Raw genomic sequence first — 24,341 nt, forward strand, 5'->3', positions numbered from 1 at the left:
AGAGGGCCCCCGCCGCGGCGGGGGCCCTCTGTCGTCGGTCAGTAAGTACCGCCGTAATAGGCGCTCGTGCCGCTCACGGCGGAGGCGGTCATGACGGTGAACGGCACCTGGGTCACCGCGGACTCGGCCCCGGCGGCGTCGACGGCGAAGACGTCCACGACGTGCATGCCGGCGGACCAGGCCCAGCCCGCGTCCCACGACCAGGTGCCGTCCGCGGCGACCGCCACGCCGCCCAGCAGTGCGCCGTTCTCCCGGAACCCGATCTGTGCGGCGCCGGCGGCGGAGCCCGTGAAGACCACCCGGGAGTCCAGCACCTGTTCGTGGGCGACGGGTTCCAGCACCAGCGGAGCGTCCGCGCCCTGCCCCACCGTCGACACGACGGCGCCCTGGACCATCCCTGGCAGTCCCACGCCCGCCGGGACGTCGACCGCGGTGAAGGACACCTCGGTCCGCTCCGAGTGGAAGCCGTCCGCGTTCACCGAGAAGAGCCTGACGAGGTGCTTTCCCTTGGTCCACGGCCGCTTCGGCTCCCAGGACCAGCTGCCGTCCGCCGCGACGGGCGGCGACGCCAGGAACTTGCCGTTCTCCCACAGGCTCACGCGTACCGCTCCCGCGGCGACGCCCGTGAAGAGCCCTCCGGACACCGGGACCTCGGTGTTGAGGGCCGGCGTCCTCACCACCGGCGGCGGGAAGGCCGCCGTGTCCTTCACCATGGACGTGGCGGACAGGTAGGCGTCGATCGCCGACTTGTCCCGATCGGGCTCCTCGTAGCCGTTGCGCACGAATCCCAGGCGCGGCGGGATGCCATCGGCCAGCAGGTTGAGGATGCCCATCAGGGCGGGGACGTTGCGCCGGGTCACCTGGGTGTGGTCGGTGATGAACGACGACTCGCTGAAGATGAAGTTGAAGTTCTCGTACCGTTGGAACAGGCCCAGGAACGGCTCCACCTGGTTCGCGTACTGCTCGTCCTGAGGCGAGGAGAGCAGGTAGATGTTGGCCTCCCGGTTGACCTCCGAGCGGACCAGGTCGGGAAGGATCGAGTCGACGATCCGCACGTTCTCCTCCGGCACCCCCTCGCCCAGCATGTAAGCGGCCACCTTCGGGTGGACGTCCCGCACATACGTCCCGATCTGGAACTGGGGCACGATGGAGACGATGTTCCTGAAGCCGTACCGCAGTCCGAAGTTGAGGGCCGCGCTGCCGCCCTTGGAGCCGCCCCACAGGGTGACGTCCCCCGGAGTGAGCGACAGGGCCTTCATGACGTTGAAGATGAGCGTGGCGACGGACTGTTCCAGCGAGAAGTCCATCCCCTTGCACAGGTAATAGCTGTTCATCCCGTCGAACCGGTCACGGATCCAGAGGATGTTGGCCCTGACGTTGTCGAAGACGCCGTTCGACCAGCCGTAGTCGTCGGGCGCCGAGAAGTTGGCGAAGACGACGACCAGGTGCCGGTTGCCGCCCTTGGCGTGGGCGAACCGGTACTCCACCGGGAACGTCCCCGAGGCTTCGATGCCGTTGAGCAGGGGCCGCCCGTTCGAAGGTGCTTTGGACATGTACGGACTCCACTCTCAGAGATGCTTCGAGGTCGGGCGGGAACGTGCGAAGTGAGGGGTACTTTTGTGTCCGAACAGCCCATCGGACATCATGTCGTGATGCTTCCGACAACCTCCCGGCCGGTGCGGGCCGCGGCCGCCGCGCTCGCGCTGCTCGCGCTCGCCGCGGCCGCGGCGCTGACGCAGTGTGCCGCCGGGCCGGCGCGCTCCACGCCCTCGGTCCGGGCGTTGACGGTGGCGACGTGGAACATGTGCGGGGTGCGGCAGTGGCACTGCGAGCACACCGGCGACCGCGACGCGAAGCAGCGGGCGCTGAAGTGGCTCGCCACCACCGGCGGGGCCCGTGTGGTGTTGGTACAGGAAGCGTGTGCCGGCGACATGGAGGCGGTGCGCGAGGACCTCGGCCGGTCCTGGCGCACCGCGTTCCGGGCCTACACCTGGCGCGACGGTGCCGGACGCACCGCGACCGTGCGCTGCGCCGGGCGCGGGCAGGGCGCGGCCGGCTTCGGCATCCTGTCGGCCGATCCGCTGTCGGAGGTGCGGTCGGTGCCCACGCGGCAGCCCGCCGTCGGGGTGCGGCGCGGCGTCCTGTGCGCGACGGTCGCGGCAGCCGACGTTCGGGTGTGCGGCGCGCATCTGAGTCCGCCGGGCAGCGACCGGGCGCACCCCGACTGGGAGTTCCGCGACGACCAGCTCCGGGCGCTGGTGGCCGCGGTGCCCGCGCGGCGTACGGTCTACGGCGGCGACCTGAACGTCGGTCCGCCCGGTGCCCGCAACCCCGACGCGGGGGTGTGGCCCGCCGTCCCCTACCGCACCCACCGGGAATGCGACCAGGCGACGGCCGCCGACCGTTCGGGCCGGGCGACGCATCTCTCCGGCCACAAGCTGGACTACCTGTTCACCGGGCTGCCCAAGTCCCGGTGCCAGGTCCGCGACACCGGCGCCTCGGACCACCTGGCCCTGCTGCTCCGGGTGCGCACCGGCTGAGGCGGGGGTCATCGGGCGTCGTGGCCCGGTGGGCGGGCCGGGGTGGGGCGGGGCTCGCGGGCGTTACCGGCCGAAGGCGTCGACGTCACGCGATCACGTCCTGATGTGCTCGGCCCTCAGTCGCTGTCCCGTACGTCCCGTCCTCGGCGGTCCCCTCGGACGTACGGCCGTCCATGGCGGGCTGAGCCGGCAGCGCGTCCAGCCGGTCGCCGCCGGGCCGCGCGAACCAGTGCTGGGCCTTCCACCGGATCGGAGTGAGCGAGCGCACCGAGTGCCGGGTGCCGGCGCTGCCTGCGGGCGGGGCCATGGCGTCCTCGGGTGCGAGGTCGCCGCCCGCGACGAGCATCCGGTCGGCGAGCCGGGCGGCGGCGTAGCCGTCGTCCAGGTCGCAGAAGTCGCGCTGGAACCGGCGGTAGCGCTCGGCGTAGGTGTCCTGGATGCGGTCGATGTCGGCGATGGCCGTCACCAGGTCCCGCGAGGTGTGCACCAGGGGGCCGGGCGCGCTGTGCTCGAAGTCGAAGTAGAAGCCGCGCAGCGTGTCGCGGTAGTGGTCCAGGTCGTAGGTGAAGAACAGGATCGGGCGCCCGGTGTTGGCGTAGTCGAACATCAGGGACGAGTAGTCCGTGATCATCACATCGGTGATCAGGGACAGGTCGGCCATGTCCGGGTAGTCGGAGACGTCGAAGACGAAGCCGTCGCCGGCGCCCGGCACCGGGTCCACCACGTTGGGGTGGCGGCGCACCAGCAGCACGTGGTCGGTGCCGAGGCGGGCGCGGGCGTCCGCCAGGTCGATGCGGAAGTCCAGCTTGTACTTGCCGGGGGCGTAGAACTGGTCGTCGCGCCATGTGGGCGCGTACAGCACGACCCGCTTGTCCTCCGGCAGGCCGATGCGGCGGCGGATCTCCTGCTCGCGGTGTTCCATGTCCGGGCGGCGCAGGACGTCGTTGCGCGGGTAGCCGCACTCGACCATCTCGCCGGGGAAGCCGAAGGCCCGCTTGAGGATCGGGGTGGAGAAGCTGTTGGGCGAGACCAGCATGTCCCAGTTCTGGACCTCCTTCTCTACCCGTTCCAGGTAGCGCTGGTCGGCGAAGTGGATGGCCTCGATGTCGTGGCCGATCTTCTTCAGCGGGGTGCCGTGCCAGGTCTGGACGACGACCTGTCCCTCGCGCTTGGCGAACCAGTCGGGGAGGTGGTTGTTGGCGACGACGTAGCGGCTGGTGGCCAGCGCCTCGTACCACTCCGGTGACCACATGCGCACGGGCGTCGCCGTCGGCGGCACCTGGACCTGGTCGTCGCGGACGACCCACAGGTGCTCGATGTCGACGCCGCGCCGCACGAGTTCCTCGTGCACGGCGCGCGGGCTGTCGGAGTACTGGGTGCCCTTGAAGGCGTCGAAGAGGACGGCGGGGCGCACCTGCCAGCGGCGGGCGGCCGGGTAGGCCCTGGTGCGCAGCAGCTTCTGGCGGTAGGGGCCGCGGGCGTCGTCGGGCATGGCCGAGTGCACCAGCAGGGAGAGCCGGTCCCAGGCCTCGGCCTGGAGTTCGTAGCGGCGCTCGTTCTCCTCGTAGTCCTGCCCGAACGCGGGGATGAGGTCCTGCTCGAGCTTCACCGTCAGGTCTTCGAGGCGGTCCTCGCGCGCGACGGCCGAGAGGTCCTGGCGGCGCAGGAAGAAGTCCCAGCGGCCGGCCGCCAGCGGGATGTCCCCGGCCAGGGTGCGCATGGCGGCGGGGAACAGGACGCAACGGAACTCGTCGCCGTCCCATTCGAGCGGCACACTGCGTTCCGCGCCGTGCGCGCGGGAGCGCACGACCAGGTGTGCGGCCCGGTACTCCTCGTCGGTCAGCCGGTCGGCGGCCAGGTAGCGGCCGTGGATTTCCAGTGCGCCGTCCTCCCGCCACGCCACGCGCGTCGCCATGGGCAGGGTGGCGCGCTCGAACAGCACCAGGTAGCCGGAGCCGTTGCGGTGGACCACGACCTCGCGGTCGCCCTGAGGGGTCTGCAGCGAGTCGGGCATGCGGTGGTGCCCGTCCGGGGTGTCCTCCGCCATGACCGGGTAGAGGGGCGACTTGCGGCCCTCCACGTGGAAGGTGGTCTTCCAGCCGTTGCTGCCCATGTTCCAGGACTGCGGGACCTCCGCGCCCGTGCCGTCGCCGGCGCGGAAGCCCGGCACCAGGACGCGCAGCGGAACGCGGGCCGCGAACGTGCACCAGCCCTCGCCGCCGGGGGTGAAGTACACCCGGGCGTCGTGCCGTCCGGCGCCGCTCATGCTGGTGACCCGGAACTTGCCCCACTCGGGCACCTTCGGGCCGAGGTACACGCCGCGCAGTTCCAACCGGTCCCCGACGATGCGGTGACCGGTGATCCGGCAGCGCACGATCTCCACGCGCAGTTTGAGCTTGCCCTGCAGGAACACCGGAAGGACGCGGGTGTTCCTGTCGACGTACCGGTACGGCGGGTTGGCGCCGTTGCCCGCGCTGCCGCGGGAGATGCCGCGGTAGCGGAAGAGCCCGCGGCTGAGGACGCCGGCGGCCACGTCCCAGGTGCCCTCGACCCACTGGCCCTTGCGCTTGAGGCGGGTGGTGTCGATACGGGTCTCGAAGCCGGCCCAGTCATAGCAGTAACGATTCTGCTGGGAGTGCTCGGTGGCCTGCGGCGCATACGTCGTCCTCGCGGGGGTGACCAGCATCCGCCCCTGCTTCTTGTTCCGCAGCGCGATCGCCTTCACCGACATGTGCTTCTTGTGCACGTTGATGAAGCGGACGTACGCCGTGCCGCTGAGGGTCAGCAGGTCGGAGTCGGGGCTCCAGTTCGCGTCGGTCAGCGAGCCGTGCAGGGAGAGTTCCTTGTCGAGCCGGTAGGCCTTCTTGTCGAGGCCCACCTCGCGGTCGCCGAGGTAGGGGTACTTCAGATAGCGGTGGAAGCGGCGCTGGACGGGTATCGGGCCGCCGCGGCGCTCGAACTCGACGACCTCCACCAGTTCGGCCTGCCGCCCCGCGCGGACCAGCAGCCACTTGATCCGGTCGACGGCGGGCAGCTCGTCGATGATGGCGGGGTCGGCCTCGTCGAGGAACTCCTTGGCCCACCGCATGAAGGACTCGCGGTACTCGTCGTCGGCGTCCGGCAGCACCTTCATGTGCAGCATGAGGTCGGACTTCAGACAGGCGAGGTCGTACTTGCGCTTGCTGTCCTCGTACGCGCGCGAGCCCTGCCCGGCGAGGAAACGGCTGACCGACCGCACGGCGGACACCCGGTCCCGCAGGTTCGACAGCTCGCTGTGGCGCTGGGTGATCGAGGGCGCGGCCCCGCCCTCGCGGCGGCGCCAGAAGTAGACGACGTCGGTGATGACGTCGACCTTGGCGGCGCTGAAGTGGGCGTACATGTTGACCCAGGAGTCCTCGTACAGGACGCCCTCGGGGAACCGGATGGCGTGCTGGTCCCAGAAGGAGCGGCGGAACAGCTTGTTCCAGACCGTGCGGTCGTAGATCAGCCCCTCGAACCTGGTGATGTGGGTACCGCGCCGGTTCTTCTGCATCAGCGTCTTGTGCAGGGGGGACTGCCACTTCTTGGTGGAGTTCATCATCTGCACGTTGCCCGAGACGAAGTCCGCGTCGGACTCCCGCAGCGTGCGGATCAGCAGTTCGTAGGCGTATTCGGGAATGACGTCGTCGCCGTCGACGAAGGCGAGGAACTCCGCCCGCGGGTCGGCGGCCCGCAGTCCGTGGTTACGGGCGTGTCCCGGGCCGTGCGGGTGCTGGCGGACCAGGCGGAAGCGCGGGTCCGCCGCACAGAAGTCGGCGGCGATGCGCGTGGATCCGTCGGTGGAGCCGTCGTCGACGAGGATCACCTCGAAGTCACGGAACGACTGGCGCGCTATCGACTCCAGGCATTCGGCGAGATAGCCCTCAACATCCTGAAAAGGAACGACGACGCTGAGACGCGGATGCTCCGCCAACTGGCACTCCTACCACAACATTTCGCCCCATGCGGACAGTCACTCACTCCGCACCGGACGCCCCACCCCTGAACATGGAGTGCCAAGCGGCCCCCTTGCCGCGGCGGCATCACCGGATCCCCTCACCCCGGCCAACGGCTCCCCCACCACTGGTCACAGGATTGCCATATCTTATGCGACTCTTATGGCCGGTCAAGAGCGCTTACTGTGTTGTTCATCGCCAAGACATGCTAAAGTCCCCCGCTCTCAAAGCGACTCTGTGCCGTTGCTTATAGTTCTCGCAGTTCACCAACGGCATCAGTGGGCCGGCACCCCCCACCCGGACCCCCGCACCCCCGCCGACGCGGGGTCCGTGAGGAGAGGAATCCGGACACGATGACGCACAGCGCCACCACCGAGTCCCGCCGTGCCCGCCGGGCGGCGCCGAGCGAAGGACGACGCAAGTCCCCGCGCGGCAAGAGGCGTTGGGGACGCATCGTGCTGCTGACGCTCCTGGTCCTGCTGCTGGCCGCGGGCGGCACGGTCTACTGGCTCTACAGCAGCCTCGACGGCAACATCAAGGACGTCGACCTCGACAAGACCATCGGCGACAACCGGCCCGAGAAACTGCCCACGTCCGGGCAGAACATCCTGGTGCTGGGCTCGGACTCACGCGCCGGCGCCAACGCCGCGCTGGACGCCGGCAACGTCGCCGGGGCGCGCTCGGACACCGCGCTGGTGATGCACATCCCCGAGGGCCGCACCCGTGCCGTAGCCGTCAGCATCCCGCGCGACACCCTGGTCAGCCGGCCCGCGTGCACGAAGACGGACGGCACCGAGGTCAGGTCGGCCGAGCGTGTGATGTTCAACTCCATCTACTCGCAGGTCGGCGCGGCCTGTGTGGTCAAGACCGTGGAGCAGATGTCCGGGGTCCGCATGGACCACTATGTGGAGATCGACTTCGCCGGATTCAAGGGGCTGGTCGACGCGATCGGCGGCGTGACCGTCAAGGTCGAGCAGGACATCCACGACTCCTCCAGCGGCCTGAACCTGACCGCCGGCACCCACCGGCTCGACGGCACCCGGTCCCTGCAGTTCGTGCGCACCCGGCACGGCGTCGGGGACAGCAGCGACCTCGGGCGCATCGGCCTCCAGCAGCAGTTCATGGTGGCCCTGCTCGCCGAGATCAAGAAGCAGGACCTGCTGGGCAGCCCCACCAAGACCTACAAGATCGCCGACGAGCTCACCACCGCGCTCACCACCGACTCCGACCTCGCCTCGCTCACCAAGCTCGCGGACTTCGGCCGCAGCCTGAACGGGGTCGACCCGTCCAGGATGGAGACGATCATGCTGCCGGTGGCGTACGACAAGGTGGATCCCAACCGGGTGGTGGCCGTCGAACCGCAGGCGACCCAACTCTGGAAGGCGATCCGCTCGGACTCCGCGATCCCCGAGTCCGCGAAGAAGTCACCCGCGACGGGCGGCTGACGACCGGGGCGCCGGGCCGGGCCCTGCCGTCGGATTCCCGCCGTCCGCCCGAAGGACGCACGCGCGGTGTCCGGTGCGTGCGATCGCAAGGCGCCGGGCCCGCCTCGATGGGGTGCCCTCCCCCGGCGGCAGTCACGTGGGCGGTTGCGCAACGCCGCGAGCGTGCGGGCCGGACGCCGCGCGGCAGGCGGGAATTCGACGGGCAGGGCGGCCTCGTGCCCTTCTGATGGATCTCCGCGGCGTCGCGACGCCCGGCACGCCGAGAGCACGCACCGAACGCCGCTCCTTCTTCCGCTTCTTCCGCGGAGATCCATCAGAAGGGCCCCTGGAGGCGTCGCCAGCCGCCGAGGGAGACCCCGGTGCCGTCCTTCTGGCGGGCCACCCTCGGAAGGCCGTCGGGGCCGATCAGTGCCATCACGACCCGGTCGCGGCCGTCCCGGGCCAGCGCCGGGGCGCCCTGGCAGGGCTCGGACAGCCCGTACCACCAGAACCCGGCCGACTCGTTCTCGGTGCCGCCCATGCCCAGCACGGCCGAGCCGTCCCGGTCCCGGTAGGCGAGGGCGACGCAGTCGTAACCGTCCAGCGACGTACGCAGCACCGCGTACGGCCGTACGGCCGGGGAGGCGCCCAGCGCGATCGGCGAGCCCCCGACCCGCCAGGCCGCGGCACCACCGCTCTCGGTGTCCGTCCAGAAGAACGTGGGCCGGTCCGGACCGGTCTCCACGGCGGCGACGGTGCCCGGCGCGGGGCGCAGCGAGAAGCCGCGCGGCCCGCTGAAGTCGCCGCCCGGCTCGGCCTGACGCCAGATCAGTACGCCGGTCTCGGCGGCGGCGCAGACCTCGATCCGGCCGCCGGCGAGGGCGACCGGGGCGGGCAGCGCGTCGAGGCCGGCTCCGCGCAGGTCCTCCCAGGCACGCCACTTGCCGTTCGGGCCCTCTCGACGCAGCATCAGGCCCCCGTGCGCACCGCGCACGAAGACGTGCACGGTGCCGTCGGAGGCGATGGCACCGACCGGCGGGCCGAGTTCCCCGCCCTGCTCCCGGTCCTGGTCCTGGTTCTGGTTCTGGTCCTGGTTCTGGTCCTGGTTCTGGTGCGGGTTGCCGAGCGAGCGCCAGTCGGTGACCGCGAGGCCCGTCTGGTACTGGATGGCGTGGACGACGTCCACCGCGCGCGTGCCGTCGGCGGCGGTCCGCTCCCGGCGGCCGAGGAGGTGGACGTAGGTGTCCGCGCCCCGGGCCACCGTCAGATGGGTGAGTCCCGCCACGGGCACGTAGTGCGGTCCGCTCCACTGGGGGCCCCCGACGGCGGTCTCCGTCCAGCGCAGCAGCCCGCCTTCGGTGGGCGCGTAGAGCGTGAGCCGGCGGTCCCTGCCGAGGGTGAGCCATTCGCCGTGGGCCGCCCCCGACGCGATACGGCCCTGATCCGCCGTGCCGCGCCCGACCGGACCTGCAGTGCCCCCGGGGCCCGCCGACCTTCTCCGCATGGCCTGGTGCACCTTCCTCAAGCCCGCCGCGTCACGGACGCGGGAACCCCTGAACCCGGTACATCATATGCGGGTTCGTTCACCAGTTCCCCTGCGGTTCGCAGCGCGTCAGACCGCTTCCCACGCGGACAGCGCCAGCCCCGGCTCGTCCTTGCGACGCGTCAGCAGAAGCTGTCCGGCCGAGGGGGACAGGGAGGCCGCGACCACCCGGTCCTGCTCGTCCTTGGCCAGCGCCACGGCGGCGTCGGCGGGCAGCCGGGGTCCCGACTCGGTCCACCAGGCACCGGCCGACTCGTCCTCGGTGGGGTAGGCGGCGAAGGCTGTCCGCCCGGACGCCGAGCGCTGGGCGAGCAACGTGCAATCGTGGCCGTCGAGTTCACAGCGGATCGCGGACACCGGGCCGGGGCCGGCGGACGTCAGCAGGGCGACGGGCTTGGTGCCGGGGCGCCAGGCGCACAGGTCGCCGGAGTCGTCGCCGTAGAAGAGGGTGGTGTGCTCGGCGGAGGTGGCCAGGGCGCGCAGGGTGCCCGGGCGGACCGGGGTCTCCATCGCCTCCTGAAGGACCGGGACGGCACCCGGCTTCTCCTGCCGCCAGTACAGGATGGCCCCGGGGACGGCCGCGTACAGCTCGACCAGCCCGGACTCCCCCGTCACGGCGGCCAGGTCCTCCTGTACGTCGCGCCCCTTGAGGTCGCGCCAGGGGCCCCAGCCGCCGGCCTCCTTCTGGCCGCGCATGCTCACACCGCCGCCCCTGTTGCGGACGAAGACATGGGCCCGCCCCTGCGCGTCGACCGCGACGGCGGGCGTGCCGGTGCGGTCGCCGGCCTGGTTCGGGTGGCCGATGGAGATCCAGTCCAGGGCGGCCAGGCGCGGGCGGAAGTGCGTGGAGTGGACCAGGCCCGCCTCGCCCGCCCTGGTGGGGCGCCAGGCGGCCAGATGGGCGTAGGCGTCGGCGCCCTGGCCGACGGCGGGGCCGGGGCGCAGCTTCTGGTCGCCGCCGACCCGGCGCGGGGATTCCCAGGGGCCGCCGGGTCCGAGTTCCGCCCGGCACAGCACGCCGTCGTCGGTCGGCAGATAGACGCTGAGGCGGCCGTCGCGGCCGCGGATGAGCCAGTCGCCGTTCACCGGTTCACTCTATTCGGGGGCGGTTCCCCCGGGCGCCCCGGCCCCGGGCAAGCTGGATCACGGCAGCAACGTCCGCACGAGAACAGGAAGTCGACGTCATGACCGACAAGCTCACCGTGAGCGTCCTGGGCACCGGCATCATGGGCGCCGCGATGGCCCGCAACCTGGTCAGGGCCGGGCACACCGTCCGCGTCTGGAACCGCACCCGGGCCAAGGCTGAGCCCCTGGCCGCCGACGGGGCGTCCGTCGCCGCGACCCCCGCCGAGGCGGTCGAGGGCGCCGACGCCGTCCTGACCATGCTGTACGACGGCCCCGCGACGCTGGACGTCATGCGCGAGGCGGCGCCCGGGCTGCGCTCCGGTGCCGTGTGGATGCAGTCGACGACCGCCGGCGTCGACTTCATCGCCGACCTGGCCGCCTTCGCCCGCGACCACGGCCTCATCTTCTACGACGCCCCGGTGCTCGGCACCCGCCAGCCCGCCGAGGCCGGTCAGCTCACCGTGCTGGCGGCGGGGCCGAGTGCGGGTCGGGAGACGGTGATCCCCGTGTTCGACGCCGTCGGCGCCCGTACCGTGTGGACCGGCGAGGACGGCGGGGCGGGCACCGCGACCCGGCTGAAGCTGGTGGCCAACAGTTGGGTGCTCGCGGTGACCAACGCGGCCGGGGAGGTGCTGGCGCTGTCCAAGGCCCTCGACGTCGACCCGCAGCGGTTCTTCGAGGTGATCGACGGCGGCCCGCTCGACATGGGGTATCTGCGGGCCAAGACCGGGCTGGTGCTGAACGGCGGGCTGTCCCCGGCGGCGTTCGCGGTGACCACGGCGGCGAAGGACGCGCGGCTCATCGTGGCGGCGGGCCGGCGGCACGGAGCCCGTCTGGACGTGGCCGAGGCGAGCGCGGAGCGCTTCGAGCGGGCGGCCGCGCAGGGGCACGGGGACGAGGACATGGCGGCGGCGTACTTCGCCAGCTTCGAGGAGGGCGAGCCCGGGGAGTGAGTCGTACGGCTCGGTCCGGGGGGTGCGCCCGGTGCACCGCAGGGCTCGGCCGGGAGTGCACCGAGTCCACCGCAGGGCTCTCGCGGCTCTCGCGGCTCTCGCGCCATGAACGCCGTGCGACCCTTGCCCCATGAACGATGACGTCCCCCTGCTCGTGATCGTCGACGCCGCGAACGTCGTCGGGTCGGTGCCCGACGGGTGGTGGCGGGACCGGCGGGGGGCCGCCGAGCGGCTGCGGGACCGGCTGGCGGCGGACGGGGTGCCGGGGCGGGCCGGGCCGGTGGAGATCGTGCTCGTGGTGGAGGGGGCCGCCCGGGGTGTCGAGGCGGTGCCGGGGGTGCGGGTGGAGTCCGCCGTCGGCAGCGGCGACGACCACATGGTCGGGCTCGTCGCGCGGGCCGGTGGCCGGCCCTGTCTGGTGGTGACGGCGGATCGGGAACTGCGCAGGCGGGTCACCGAGCTGGGGGCACAGGTGGCGGGGCCGCGCACGGTACGGCCGTGAGGGTCGTCGTGGGTCGCGGCTACCGCTCGTCCCGCCGCGGCCGCTTCATGACCTCGCCGACCGTCGTCTCCTCGTGCCGTGCGATCCGGCTGTGGGAGTGGCCGTAGCAGAAGTACACGAGGAAGCCGGCCGCCATCCAGATGGCGAAGCGGACCCAGGTCTCGGCGGGCAGGTTGATCATCAGCCACAGCGAGGCGCACACCGACAGGAGCGGGATGACCGGCACCCACGGGGTGCGGAAGGCCCGGTGCAGGTCGGGGCGGGTCCTGCGGAGGACCATCACGCCGACGGCCACGACCACGAAGGCGAACAGGGTGCCGATGTTCACCAGGGCGGCGAGTTCGGTGAGCGGGGTGAAGCCGGCGAGGACCGCGATGAGCACACCGAGCAGGATGGTCGGCCGGTGCGGGGTCTTGAACCTCGGGTGCACGCGGGAGAAGAAGCGGGGCAGCAGTCCGTCGCGGCTCATCGCGAAGAAGACGCGGGTCTGCCCGAGGAGCAGGATCATGCAGACCGTCGTCAGGCCGACCGCGGCACCGAAGCTGATGAAGCCCGCGAACCAGGGATGCCCGGTCGCCTTGAAGGCGTCGGCGAGCGGGGCGTCGACGGACAGTTCGGTGTAGTGCTGCATGCCGGTGACGACGATCGACACGGCGACGTACAGCGTGGTGCAGATCAGGAGGGAGCCGAGGATGCCGCGGGGCATGTCGCGCTGCGGGTTCTTGGTCTCCTCGGCCGCGGTGGCCACGACGTCGAAGCCGATGAAGGCGAAGAACACCACCGAGGCGGCGGTGAAGATGCCCATCACACCGTAGTTGGAGGGGGCCCAGCCGAACATGAGCTGGATCAGCGGAGCCTGGAGACTGCTGCCGGCCTGAACCGTCTGCGTCTTCGGCACGAACGGGTCGTAGTTGTCGCCGTCGATGAAGAAGGCGCCCGCGACGATCACGGTCAGGACGACGGTCACCTTGATGACGACGACCAGGGCCGTGATCCGCGCCGACAGCTTCATGCCGACCACGAGGACGCAGGTGAGCAGGAGCACCAGCGCGGCGGCGAGGATGTCGAAGCCGAAGTCGCCGGTCCCCTCTCTGCTGCCGAGGCCCGCGGGCAGCTCCCAGCCCGCGTTGGCCATGAGCGACTGGATGTAGCCCGACCAGCCGACGGCCACCACCGCCGTGCCCAGCGCGAACTCCAGGACCAGGTCCCAGCCGATGATCCAGGCGGGCAGTTCGCCGAGCGAGGCGTACGAGAAGGTGTACGCGGACCCGGCGACCGGGACGGTGGACGCGAACTCCGCGTAGCAGAGGGCGGCCAGCGCGCAGGCGACGGCGGCCGTGACGAACGCCAGGCCCACCGCGGGCCCGGCGTTGTTCTTGGCGACGGTGCCGGTGAGCACGAAGATGCCGGTGCCGATGATGACGCCGACGCCGAAGACGGTCAGATCCAGCGCGGACAAGGACTTCTTGAGCGCGTGCTCCGGCTCCTCGGTGTCGAGGAGGGACTGCTCGACTCTCTTCGTCCTGAAGAGTGTGCTGCTCACGGTCGTACCTCCCACGCTTGCCGTCCTCGACATGATCGAGAGGGGGCGCGGTACGGATGCCCCGACGCGGGCGGATTCACGCGGATGGGCCGGTTTCACCACCCTTCGCGGTGGTGAAACCGGCCCGTGCTTCCCGGGGGTCGCTCAGTCGCGCGCGGGCTCCACCGAGTCGACCTCGGCCGCCGTACTGCCGTACCTGCCGTCCAGCTTGGAGACCAGGCCGGTGACCTGGCGGGCGATGTCGGGGGCGGTGAGGCCGATCTCGGCCATGACCTCGGCGCGCGAGGCGTGGTCGAGGAAGCGCGGCGGGATGCCGAAGTCACGCAGCGGGACGTCGACGCCCGCGTCGCGCAGGGCCTGGGCGATGGCGGAACCGACGCCGCCGACACGGGAGTTGTCCTCGACGGTGACGACCACGCGGTGGCGCTCGGCGAGCGGGGCCATGGCCTCGTCGACGGGCTTGACCCAGCGCGGGTCGACGACGGTGGTGGAGATGCCCTGCTTGTCGAGCAGGTCGGCGATCTCCAGGCACATCGGCGCGAGGGCGCCCACGGAGACCAGCAGCACGTCCGGGGTGTCGGTGCCCGGTTCGCGCAGTACGTCCATGCCGCCGACGCGTCCCACGGCGGGTACGGCGGGGCCGACGGCGCCCTTGGAGAAGCGGACGACGGTCGGCGCGTCCTTGACCTCGACGGCCTCGCGCAGCTGCGCCCGCACCTGGTCGGCGTCGCGCGGGGCGGCGAGCCTGAGGCCGGGGACGACCTGGAGGATCGACATGTCCCACATGCCGTTGTGCGAGGCGCCGTCGGTGCCGGTGACGCCGGCGCGGTCGAGGACGAAGGTGACCCCGCACTTGTGCAGGGCGACGTCCATGAGGACCTGGTCGAAGGCGCGGTTGAGGAAGGTGGCGTAGACGGCGAAGACGGGGTGCAGCCCGCCGTGGGCGAGGCCGGCCGCGGACACGGCGCCGTGCTGCTCGGCGATGCCGACGTCGTAGATCCGGTCCGGGAAGGCGTCCGCGAACTTCTTCAGGCCGACCGGCTGGAGCATGGCCGCGGTGATCGCCACGATGTCCTCGCGCTCCTTGCCGAGGCGCACCATCTCGTCGCCGAAGACGGAGGTCCAGTCGGCGCCGGAGGCCTTGATCGGCAGGCCCGTGTCGGGGTGGATGGGGCCGATGCCGTGGAAGCGGTCGGCCTCGTCCTGGAGGGCGGGCTGGTAGCCGCGGCCCTTCTCGGTGAGGCAGTGCACGATGACCGGGCCGCCGAACCGCTTGGCGCGCGCGAGCGCCGACTCCAGGGCCTCGATGTCGTGTCCGTCGATCGGGCCGACGTACTTCAGCCCGAGGTCCTCGAACATGCCCTGCGGCGCGATGAAGTCCTTCAGGCCCTTCTTGGCCCCGTGCAGGGTCTCGTAGAGCGGCTTGCCGACGACGGGCGTGCGGTCGAGGATCTCCTTGGTCCGGGTGAGGAAGCGCTCGTAGCCGTCGGTCGTGCGCAGGGTCGCGAGGTGGTTGGCCAGCCCGCCGATGGTGGGCGAGTACGACCGCTCGTTGTCGTTGACGACGATGACCAGCGGGCGGTCCTTGGCCTCGGCGATGTTGTTCAGCGCCTCCCAGGCCATGCCGCCGGTCAGGGCGCCGTCACCGATGACCGCCACGACATGGTCGTCGCGTTTGCGCAACTGGTTCGCCTTCGCGAGGCCGTCGGCCCAGCCGAGGACGGTCGAGGCGTGCGAGTTCTCGATGACGTCGTGCTCGGACTCGGCCTGCGAGGGGTAGCCGGACAGGCCGCCCTTCATCTTCAGCCGCGAGAAGTCCTGCCGGCCGGTGAGCAGCTTGTGCACGTAGGACTGATGACCCGTGTCCCACAGCACCTTGTCCTTCGGCGAGTCGAAGACCCGGTGCAGCGCGATGGTCAGCTCCACCACACCGAGGTTGGGGCCGAGGTGGCCGCCGGTCTTGGACACCGCGTCGACGAGGAAGGTGCGGATCTCCTCCGCAAGCTGGTCCAACTGCTCAGGGCTGAGCCGGTCCAGATCGCGCGGTCCCGTGATGCGGGTCAGCAGCGGCACCCGTGCCTCCTTGCAGTAGAGCTGTTCGAGCTGTTGCCGGGCTTGTCGAGTCTAATGTTCCGCCTGCGCGGCCGATGCCTGGGCGGTGCGTGATGCGTCACGCGATCGGCTGTACCCAAAATGTGGCGTTCCTACGACACGCCTGTTGCCCGGTACCGCCAACGGGTACCGGGCAACAGCTCTGTGTGACGCGTTACGCGCGACCGGCGGTCCGCTGTGTCCGCCGGGTGACCGCGTCGATGACGACGGTCGTCAGCAGCACGCCACCGGTGATCATGTACTGGACCGGGGAGGCGATGCCCTCCAGGGCCAGGCCGTACTGGATCGAGACGATCACGAGGACACCGAGCAGGGCGTTCCAGGTGCGGCCCCGGCCGCCGAAGAGCGAGGTTCCGCCGATCACGGCCGCGGCGATGACGTTCATCAGGAACTCGCCGGTCCCCGCGCCCTGGTTGGCGGAGGCGATCTTCGAGGCGACGAAGAGACCGCCGATCGCGGCGAAGGTGCCGGCGATCGCGAAGACCGAGATCCGGATCAGCTCCACGTTGATACCGGCACGGCGGGAGGCCTCGACGCTGCCGCCGAGCGCGAAGACCTTACGGCCGTAGGCGGTGCGGCGCAGGACGAAGTCCGTGAACAGCAGGACCGCGAGGAAGAGCACCACGGCCAGCGGCAGGCCCTTGTACTGGTTGTAGACGATGGCCACGGCGAACGACACGACGGCGAGCAGTGCGGTCCGCACGATGATCTCGCTCAGCGGGCGGGACGGCACACCGGCGGCTTCGCGGCGGCGGTTCTCGCGGAAGGCGGCGAGGAAGTACCCGGCGGTCGCGACGATCGCCAGGCCGTAGGCGGCGGCCACGTCGGTGAAGTAGTAGCTGGTGAGCTTGGCGACCAGACCGTCGGAGTCGAGGTTGATGGTGCCGTTGCTGCCCAGGATCTGGAGCATGAAGCCCTGCCAGAACAGCAGACCGGCCAGCGTCACGGCGAAGGCGGGGACGCCGACCCTCGCGAAGAAGAAACCGTGGATCGCACCGGCGGCCGTGCCGGTGAGGATGGCCAGCACGAAGGCGAGCCACTCGGTCATGCCGTGGGTGACGCTCAGCACCGCGAAGGTGGCGCCCGCGACGCCGGAGACCGAGCCGACCGACAGATCGATCTCGCCGAGCAGCAGCACGAACACGATGCCGACGGCGATCATGCCCGTGCCGACCATGGCGACGGAGATGTCGGACAGGTTGCCCGCGGTGAGGAAGTTGGAGTTCAGGCTCTGGAAGATGATCCAGATGATCGCCAGACCGATGACGACCGGGACGGAACCCAGGTCACCCGCCTTCAGCTTCCGCTTGAACTCGGTGACGTAGCCCGCGAGGCCTTGTTCGCGCACCAGCAGCCGGGGGTCGACGGCTACGTCGGAGCCCTTCGCCGCCTCGGGGTTCTCCACGACGTGGTCTTCGGGAGTCCCCGAAGTCGCCGTGGTCTTGTCGATGCTCACTTCTGAGCCTCCCCATTGCTGCGCGCCGCACGACGGGTCACGGCGTTGTCCGTGGCGCCGGTGATGGCGGAGATGATCTCTTCCTGCGAGGTCGACTTGACCTCGAAGACGCCGTTGTTGCGCCCGAGGCGCAGGACGGCGACCTTGTCGGCCACCGCCTTGACATCGGCCATGTTGTGGCTGATGAGGATCACGGCGTGGCCGCGCTCGCGCAGCCGCTCCACCAGGTCGAGGACCTGGGCGGTCTGCTCGACGCCGAGGGCGGCGGTGGGCTCGTCGAGGATGACCAGCTTGGGCTCGCCCAGCATGGAGCGGGCGATGGCCACCGTCTGGCGCTGGCCACCGGAGAGCGACGCGATCGGGATACGGACGCTGGGGATGCGGATCGACAGCGTGTCCAGCAGCTCGCGGGAGCGGCGCTCCATCTCGACCTCGTCCAGGACTCCGCGCTTGCGGACCTCCCGGCCCAGGTAGAGGTTGCCGACGACGTCGATGTTGTCGCACAGCGCGAGGTCCTGGTAGACGGTCGCGATGCCCAGGTTCTGGGCGTCGTGCGGCTTGTTGATCGTTACGGCCTTGCCGTCCCACTCGATGACACCCTCATCGATGGGGTGTACGCCGGCGATTGTCTTGACCAGCGTGGACTTTCCGGCGCCGTTGTCGCCGACCAGGGCGACCACCTCACCGGCGTGGACCTCAAGCTCTACGTCGGTGAGCGCCTGAACGGCACCGAAGCGCTTGGAGACTCCGCGCAACGCCAGCACGGGCGTAGCGGACACGTGAACCATCTCCTTCGCCGCCTGACCGGCGGGAGGTTGTGCAGAAAGATTGCTGGGCGGGTGGGCGGGAGCTACCCGCGGGAACGTTCCGTCCGGCGCCCCGCGGCGAGCTTGCGGGGCTGGTGTGCGCGGGGGCCGGACGGAGCCTTGAGCACTAAGTCCCGGGCCGGACTTCAGGGACGGATCCCCTGGTCCGGCCAGGCACTTGCGGCTGTTTACTCGAGGCCGATCTTCTCGCAGGCCGCCTTGTACTTGGCGGTGCAGATCTCGTTCACCGTGTAGACGCCGTCCTTGATGACGGTGTCCTTGATGTTGTCCTTCGTCAGCGAGGTGACGTCGACCAGGACCGACGGGATGCCCTGGTTCGTCGGGCTGTCGACCTTGTCCTTGGCGATGGAGTCGAGCGACTTGCCCTGGGCGAGCGCGACGGCCATCTCGGCTGCGGCGTCGGCCTCGGGGGCGTACGGCTTGTAGACGCTCATGTACTGCTCGCCGGTGACGATGCGCTGCACACCGGCGAGTTCGGCGTCCTGACCGGTCACCGGAACGTTCGAGATCCCGGCGGCCTTGAGGGCGGTGATGATGCCACCGGCCATGCCGTCATTGGCGGAGTAGACGCCGACGATCTTGTCCTTGCCGATCGCGGAGATCGCGCCCTCCATGTTGGCGTTGGCGTTCTCCGGCTTCCACTCCTTGGTGTCGTACTCCTTGCCGACGTTCACCTTGCCGTCGAGGACGGAGTGCGCGCCCTCCTTGAACTGGGCGGCGTTCGGGTCGGTGGAGGAGCCGTTCATCATGACGATCTGGCCGTCCTTGGCCTTGTCGCCAAGGGCCGTGAGGAGGGCCTCGCCCTGGGTCTTGCCCACCGTCACGTTGTCGAACGAGGTGTAGGCGTCGATCGGGCCCTGCGCGAGGCGGTCGTAGGCGACGACCGGGATGCCCGCGTCCTTGGCCTTCTGCACGGAGGACTTGATGGCCGCGGAGTCCACCGCGTCCAGGATGATCACGTCGACCTTGTTGGTGATCATCGACTCGACCTGCTGGGCCTGCTGGCTGGCGTCCTGCTTGGCGTTGGCGTAGACGACCTCGCCCTTGCCGTTCGTCAGCTCGCCGATCTTCTTCTCGATCAGCGGGCGGTCGAACTTCTCGTAGCGAGCCGTCTGGTTCTCCGGGAGCAGGAGGCCGACCTTGATGTCGTCGCCCTTGGCCGCGGAGGCGGTGGAGTCGTTGTCGCCGCCCGCTTCCTCGGCGCTGCCACAGGCAGCCAGCGAGATGGCCATCGCACCAGCGGCAACGGCAACGGCGGCACGACGCATGCGCGTGTTCACTTCTACAAACCTCCCTGACGAGGCCGCGACATTGCGGCCGAGGTGGCAGGAAGTCAACTCGGCCACACGTGCGACGTCAAGAAGTAAATCCTTAACGGGTTGGCAACGGTGCCATGCGTTCTCTAAGTGAAGGCAGGCGTGGCCGCGGGCAGCGGGCTGGCGACACTTCCATCCAAAAGGGCTGAATCGCCCATCTCGCTGAGTGCGAGCGCAAGGGCTCCGAGCACCTCGGCGCGACCGCCAAGTGCCCCCGGAAGAACGGACAGTTGACGGGCCGCGCTGGGGATGGCGTAGCGGCTGACGGACTCCCGGATGGGCCCGAGGACCAGCTCGCCGGCCTCGGCGAGATCGCCGCCCAGCACCACCCGGCTCGGGTTCAGGAGATTGCAGAGATTGGCGACTCCGCTGCCGATGTGCCGGCCGACGTCGGCGACCACCCGACGGCAGCCCGGGTCCCCGTCCCTGGCCAGCCGCACAACGCCCTCCATGGTCAGATCGGTGCCATGGCTGGACTGGAGGAGCGGGAGCACATAGCGGGCGGCCGCGAAGGTCTCCAGGCAGCCCCGGTTTCCGCAGCGGCAGACCGGGCCGGATTCATCGAGGGTGATGTGCCCGATCTCGCCCGCCGTGCCGCCGGGGCCCCGGTAGATCTTGCCGTTGATGACCAGGCCGGCGCCGACACCGCTGGCGACCTTGATGTACGCCAGGTCCCGCACGCCCCGCCCGCTGCCCCAGACCAGCTCGCCCAGGGCGCCGAGGTTGGCGTCGTTGTCCACGTGCACGGGCACGCCGAGCCGGCCGCGCAGCTCCTCGGCGGGCTTGGTGCCGGTCCAGCCCGGCAGGATGGCGGTGGAGCCGAGGGTGCCGGACTCGACGTCGATCGGTCCGGGCACGCCGAGGCCGACCCCGGCGATCTTGGTGCGGTCGACGCCGGTGGCCGCGATCAGCCGGTTGACGAGCTGTTCGGCGCGGTCGAACCCCTGGGTCGAGGAGGCGTCCACGTCCAGCGGCTCGGACTCCTCGGCCAGCACCTGGTGGGCGAGGTTCCCGACCGCGACGCGCAGATGGGTGTGGCCGAAGTCGACCCCTATGACGATGCCGGCGTCCCCGCTCAGCGAGACGCTGCGGGCCCGGCGGCCGCCCGCCGATGTGGGCGTGACCTCGACCGTTCCGCCGTCCTTGAGCTCACGGACGATATTGGAGACGGTCGCCGCGGACAGACCGGTGGTCCTCGCGATCTCCGCCTGGGTGAGGGATCCGGCCAGTCGTACGGCCCGCACGACCCGCTCCAGGTTGGCTCGGTGCAGCGACGACTGCGACCCCGGAGTCTCCACGACGACCTCCTGCGCGCGGGGCCGCTTCGGTGAGGCCCCGTCCGTGTCCAACTAGTGAACTCTAAGCTGAGCCGTTCGGGTTGCCTCCCGTCAAGAGGTTGAACCGGATCCGGGTATGTGCACACACATGTACACGCCGCTCCCAGGGCCGGGAACGGCGTGCACTCGATCGGTTCCGGAGCGCTACCCGCTGCTTGGATTCAGGGCGCCACCTCGGTCTACTTCAGCGCCCCCGCGGTCAGCCCCGCCACCACCTGGCGCTGGAAGACGATGTAGGCCGCCAGCACCGGCAGCATGGCCATCACCAGGCCGGCGAAGAGCCCGGACCAGTCGCCCTTGTAGCCCTGGCTGACGGCCAGTTGCACCAGGCCCTGGGTGAGCACCCGCTTGTCGGGGTCGGTGTTGAGGACCGTGGGCAGCATGTACTGGTTCCACTGGCCCAGGAAGTTGAAGATGCCGACGCTGACCAGGCCCGGCTTGGCCATCGGGAGCATGATCTGGAAGAACGTACGGCTGTGCGAGGCGCCGTCCACGAAGGCCGCCTCGGCCACCGAGGTCGGCAGGGTGCGGAAGAACGCCGTGAGGAAGAACACCGTGAACGGCAGCGAGTACGCGATGTAGACCAGGATCAGCCCGTGGATCGTGTTCAGCAGCCCCATGTTGTTCACGACGTAGAACAGCGGGACCAGCGCGAGCATGATCGGGAAGCTCATGCCGCCGATGAACAGGTAGTAGATGAAGCGGTTGCCCGGAAAGTCGAAGCGGGCCAGCACATAAGCCGCCATCGAGCCCAGCACCAGGGTGCCCACGAGCGAACCCCCCACCACCAGGACGGTGTTGAGGAAGTAGTCGCTCATATTGGCCTCGGTCCACGCCCGGGCCCAGTTCGAGAAGTGTAGTTTGTCCGGCAGTGACCAGGGCGAGCCGAAGATAGAGGCGTCGTCCTTGAAGGACGTCATCACCGCCCACAGCAGCGGCATGACGACCATGAACGCCCAGATGATCAGAATGCCGTGGGAGAAGACGTTGAGGGTGGTGCCCTCCTTCTTCTTCCCGCCCGGCTTCTTGGCCGATACGTCGATCTTGGTGACGGGCGTACCGGACTCGGCGGGTACGGGAGCGGTGGTCTCGGTCGTCTTCATTGTCAGAACTCCAGCCGCTCGCGCCGCCCCAGCCGCATCACGACCGCGGCGAAGGCCAGCGTCACGATGAGCAGGGCCACGCCGATCGTGGTGGCGTAGGCGGCCTGCCCGTCCCGGAAGGCCTTCTGGTACACGTACAGGACCATGACCGTGGTCGAGTAGTCGGGGCCGCCGGGCCCGGTCGTCATGATGTGTACGACCGCGAACGACTCGGCGCCGAGGGCGAGGATGCCCATGTAGACCCAGCCGGACTGCACGGTGTCCCACAGCAGCGGCAGGGTGACCCGGAAGAACGTGGTGGCGCGGCCGGCTCCGTCGAGCAGCGCGGCCTCGTACAGATCGGCCGGGATGGAGGCCATACCGGCCGAGAACAGCACCACGAAGAAGCCGACCGTGGACCAGACGATCACCGCCATCACGGCCCACAGGGCGAGGTTCGGGTCACCCAGCCACAGCGGCTGGACGCTGTCGAGTCCGACGCCGCGCAGGATCGAGTTGATCGCGCCGCTGTCCGGGTTGTACGCGAAGGCGAACAGCAGCGCGACGATCGCGATCGACAGCACCTGCGGGAAGAAATAGACGATCTTGTAGAACGAGGACCCGCGGACACCGCTGATCGCCGGGCCGCCCTTCCGGCGCCGCCCGCCCACATTGATCATGAACGCGAGGAACAGCGCGAAACTGAGTGTCACCAGCGGCAGCAACAGCGCGAACAACAGACTGTGCTGCAACGACTTCCAGAAGATGTCGTCGTCGAGCATTCTCTCGTAGTTGTCGAACCCGACCATCTTGAATTCGGGGCTCAGGCCGGTCCAGTCCGTGAACGAGTAGTAGATGGACTGGATGAACGGCCAGATCACGAAAAGCGTGTACAGCCCCAGGGGTACCGAAAGGAACCCCACGATGAACCGGTACTTGCCGTGCTGCATCGCTACACCGGTGCCTTTACTGGTGCTTGTAGTGCTTGATCGACGAATCCTTGGCGGTCTCGTCGGCGAAGGCCTGGATCTTCTTGATGGCCTCGGCCGGAGTGAGGCGCCCGGCCATCATCTCGCCGAGACCGGAGACACCGATCTTCTCCTTCTGCAACTGCACGTACCAGTCCTGCATCCGGGGGTTCACCACGTTCTCGCCGGCCTTGTCCAGTGCCGCGACACCGGACTTCAGACCCGGGGTCAGGGTGATGCCGTCGGTACCGCCGTTGTACGCCGTGAGCGACTTGACCTTGCTGGTGAAGTTCTTGGAGCTGGCCTCGCTCAGCATGATGCGGAGCTGCTCCATGCCGCCGACGGGGTTCTTCGCCTTGGCCGGGACGATGAAGGGCTCACCGCCGGAGGCCCAGATCGTGCCGAAGGGCAGCTTGTCGGAGGAGTCGATGCCGGTCGGCGCTGAGACGGCGAGGTCGAAGTCCTTCGGGATGACGTTGGCCGACTCGTTCTCCACCCAGGAGCCGTTCGGGATGAACAGCGCCTTGCCCTGGGCCCACGCGGTCTGCGACTGGATGTGGTCCAGGCCCGGGGTGCCCTTGAGGACGTAGCCCTTCTTGTAGAGCTCGTAGTAGGCGTCGAAGCAGGCCTTGACCGCCGGGTGCTTCCAGGCGTTCGGCTCCAGGTTGTCGATGGCGTCCAGGACCTCCACGCCGCCGACCTTGCCGATCATCGGGTAGAGCGAGAAGGGGAGGTAGTACGGGTACTTGCCCGCGTACGTCCAGCCCGCCATGCCCTTCTTCTTGGCCTTCTCGCAGACCGCGAGCATCTGGTCCCAGGTCTCGGGGTACTGCTCGTCGAGCGAGTCCAGGGCCTTCTGCGAGTACCAGACGCCGTACACCGTGTAGGCGTAGTACATGATCCAGACCGGATCGCCGTCGAGCTGGCCCATCTCCACGATGCCGGGGCGCAGCGTGTCGCGGACCTTCTTGTCCGGGTCGTCGTACGACGGGGCGTCCAGCAGCGGGGTGAGGTCGGTGAGCTGGTTCTTGCTGGCGAGCACACCCATGTCCATCTGCTCGGCGCCGGAGTTGTCGATGAGGTCCGGCGGGTTGCCCTGGTTGAAGCGGGGCTGCAGGGTGGACTGGATCTTCTGGGTGGCGGAGAACTTCACCTTCACCTCGGGGAAGTTCTTCTCGTAGATCTTCACCGCGTCCTCGGCGTACTCCTTGCCGAAGCCGCCGTCGAAGAGCACGAACTCCATCTGCGCGGTGTCATTGACGCCGAGCGGGTTCTTCGCGGTCTTCTCGCCTTCCTTGGCCTTGTCCCCGTTGTCGCTCCCGCCGCCGCTGGCACAGGCGGACAGAAAGCTCATCGTGGGGACGGAGATCAGGCCGAGCGCGGCGGACCGCTTGATCAGATCGCGGCGTCCGACGCGTGCGGAGCCGTTGATCTCGGGGTTCTGGGCGGAAGTGGATCCCATGCTCAAGTCCTCGCCTTCTCCAGGACTCAGGCGGTGAACCGGATCCTCCCCGGCACCGCGATCGGGTCAAGCTGGGGTCGTGCAGGAAGTGCGGAATCATGTGAAGTGCCGACAGGTATAGTCCACTTCCCGCCAGCGGAGCAAGATCGAACGCAAGGTTGGCCGGTGGTCTTTTCC

At 69.6% G+C, this 24,341-nt stretch carries 17 protein-coding genes; 4 read left to right on the forward strand and 13 right to left on the reverse strand.

What is annotated here, in order from left to right; genetic code table 11:
• Window positions 1-38: 38 nt before the first annotated feature.
• Entirely contained in the window at window positions 39-1,553 is a 1,515-nt protein-coding gene (locus ACP4J3_RS18385) for a hypothetical protein (protein ID WP_426535642.1), read from the reverse strand.
• Between the two features lie 99 nt (window positions 1,554-1,652).
• On the opposite strand from ACP4J3_RS18385, the gene ACP4J3_RS18390 reads away from it, so the two are divergent.
• Complete coding sequence (locus tag ACP4J3_RS18390; protein WP_426535644.1) at window positions 1,653-2,540, forward strand: endonuclease/exonuclease/phosphatase family protein; 888 nt, start codon at window positions 1,653-1,655, stop codon at window positions 2,538-2,540.
• Between the two features lie 85 nt (window positions 2,541-2,625).
• On the opposite strand, the gene ACP4J3_RS18395 is transcribed toward ACP4J3_RS18390, so the two are convergent.
• The gene (locus ACP4J3_RS18395; protein ID WP_426535646.1) at window positions 2,626-6,492 is read right to left on the reverse strand and encodes a bifunctional glycosyltransferase/CDP-glycerol:glycerophosphate glycerophosphotransferase; all 3,867 of its coding nucleotides are present in this window, start codon (window positions 6,490-6,492) and stop codon (window positions 2,626-2,628) included.
• Window positions 6,493-6,867: 375 nt separating this feature from the next.
• Here ACP4J3_RS18395 and ACP4J3_RS18400 point away from each other — a divergent pair, with 375 nt between their 5' ends.
• Window positions 6,868-7,959: an LCP family protein gene (locus tag ACP4J3_RS18400; RefSeq protein ID WP_426535648.1), complete on the forward strand. Its 1,092-nt coding sequence runs from the start codon at window positions 6,868-6,870 to the stop codon at window positions 7,957-7,959.
• Window positions 7,960-8,272: 313 nt separating this feature from the next.
• On the opposite strand, the gene ACP4J3_RS18405 is transcribed toward ACP4J3_RS18400, so the two are convergent.
• Both ACP4J3_RS18405 and ACP4J3_RS18410 read right to left on the reverse strand, forming a co-directional pair.
• Complete coding sequence (locus ACP4J3_RS18405) at window positions 8,273-9,442, reverse strand: hypothetical protein (protein WP_426535650.1); 1,170 nt, start codon at window positions 9,440-9,442, stop codon at window positions 8,273-8,275.
• Window positions 9,443-9,550: 108 nt separating this feature from the next.
• Window positions 9,551-10,567, reverse strand: a complete 1,017-nt coding sequence (locus tag ACP4J3_RS18410) for a hypothetical protein (RefSeq protein ID WP_426535652.1) — start codon at window positions 10,565-10,567, stop codon at window positions 9,551-9,553.
• A gap of 98 nt (window positions 10,568-10,665) precedes the next feature.
• Here ACP4J3_RS18410 and ACP4J3_RS18415 point away from each other — a divergent pair, with 98 nt between their 5' ends.
• Window positions 10,666-11,559: an NAD(P)-dependent oxidoreductase gene (locus ACP4J3_RS18415; RefSeq protein ID WP_426535654.1), complete on the forward strand. Its 894-nt coding sequence runs from the start codon at window positions 10,666-10,668 to the stop codon at window positions 11,557-11,559.
• A 130-nt stretch (window positions 11,560-11,689) separates the two neighbouring features.
• Window positions 11,690-12,061, forward strand: coding sequence for an NTP pyrophosphohydrolase (locus ACP4J3_RS18420; protein ID WP_426535656.1), 372 nt, complete (start codon window positions 11,690-11,692; stop codon window positions 12,059-12,061).
• Window positions 12,062-12,080: 19 nt separating this feature from the next.
• On the opposite strand, the gene ACP4J3_RS18425 is transcribed toward ACP4J3_RS18420, so the two are convergent.
• The 9 genes from ACP4J3_RS18425 to ngcE form a co-directional block, all read right to left on the reverse strand.
• Window positions 12,081-13,604, reverse strand: a complete 1,524-nt coding sequence (locus ACP4J3_RS18425) for an amino acid permease (protein ID WP_426535658.1) — start codon at window positions 13,602-13,604, stop codon at window positions 12,081-12,083.
• A gap of 144 nt (window positions 13,605-13,748) precedes the next feature.
• On the reverse strand, window positions 13,749-15,677 hold the full coding sequence (dxs, locus tag ACP4J3_RS18430) for a 1-deoxy-D-xylulose-5-phosphate synthase (protein WP_426535660.1): 1,929 nt from the start codon (window positions 15,675-15,677) through the stop codon (window positions 13,749-13,751).
• 193 nt (window positions 15,678-15,870) lie between these two features.
• Complete coding sequence (locus tag ACP4J3_RS18435) at window positions 15,871-17,172, reverse strand: sugar ABC transporter permease (protein WP_426535662.1); 1,302 nt, start codon at window positions 17,170-17,172, stop codon at window positions 15,871-15,873.
• Window positions 17,169-17,960 (reverse strand): ATP-binding cassette domain-containing protein, encoded by a 792-nt coding sequence (locus ACP4J3_RS18440; protein WP_426535664.1) that lies wholly within the window; start codon window positions 17,958-17,960, stop codon window positions 17,169-17,171. The genes ACP4J3_RS18435 and ACP4J3_RS18440 overlap by 4 nt, the downstream gene beginning before the upstream one ends.
• A gap of 206 nt (window positions 17,961-18,166) precedes the next feature.
• Window positions 18,167-19,267 (reverse strand): substrate-binding domain-containing protein, encoded by a 1,101-nt coding sequence (locus tag ACP4J3_RS18445; protein ID WP_426535871.1) that lies wholly within the window; start codon window positions 19,265-19,267, stop codon window positions 18,167-18,169.
• A gap of 134 nt (window positions 19,268-19,401) precedes the next feature.
• Window positions 19,402-20,613 carry an ROK family transcriptional regulator gene (locus tag ACP4J3_RS18450; protein WP_426535666.1) on the reverse strand — a complete coding sequence of 404 codons (1,212 nt, stop codon included), beginning with the start codon at window positions 20,611-20,613 and terminating at the stop codon, window positions 19,402-19,404.
• Between the two features lie 218 nt (window positions 20,614-20,831).
• Window positions 20,832-21,755, reverse strand: coding sequence for a carbohydrate ABC transporter permease (locus tag ACP4J3_RS18455; RefSeq protein WP_426535668.1), 924 nt, complete (start codon window positions 21,753-21,755; stop codon window positions 20,832-20,834).
• Window positions 21,756-21,757: 2 nt separating this feature from the next.
• Window positions 21,758-22,684 (reverse strand): carbohydrate ABC transporter permease, encoded by a 927-nt coding sequence (locus ACP4J3_RS18460; protein ID WP_426535670.1) that lies wholly within the window; start codon window positions 22,682-22,684, stop codon window positions 21,758-21,760.
• Window positions 22,685-22,700: 16 nt separating this feature from the next.
• Entirely contained in the window at window positions 22,701-24,164 is a 1,464-nt protein-coding gene (gene ngcE / locus ACP4J3_RS18465) for an N-acetylglucosamine/diacetylchitobiose ABC transporter substrate-binding protein (RefSeq protein ID WP_426535672.1), read from the reverse strand.
• Window positions 24,165-24,341 lie beyond the last annotated feature (177 nt).

The sequence above is a fragment of the Streptomyces sp. UG1 genome (genome assembly GCF_049974585.1).
Lineage (GTDB): Bacteria > Actinomycetota > Actinomycetes > Streptomycetales > Streptomycetaceae > Streptomyces.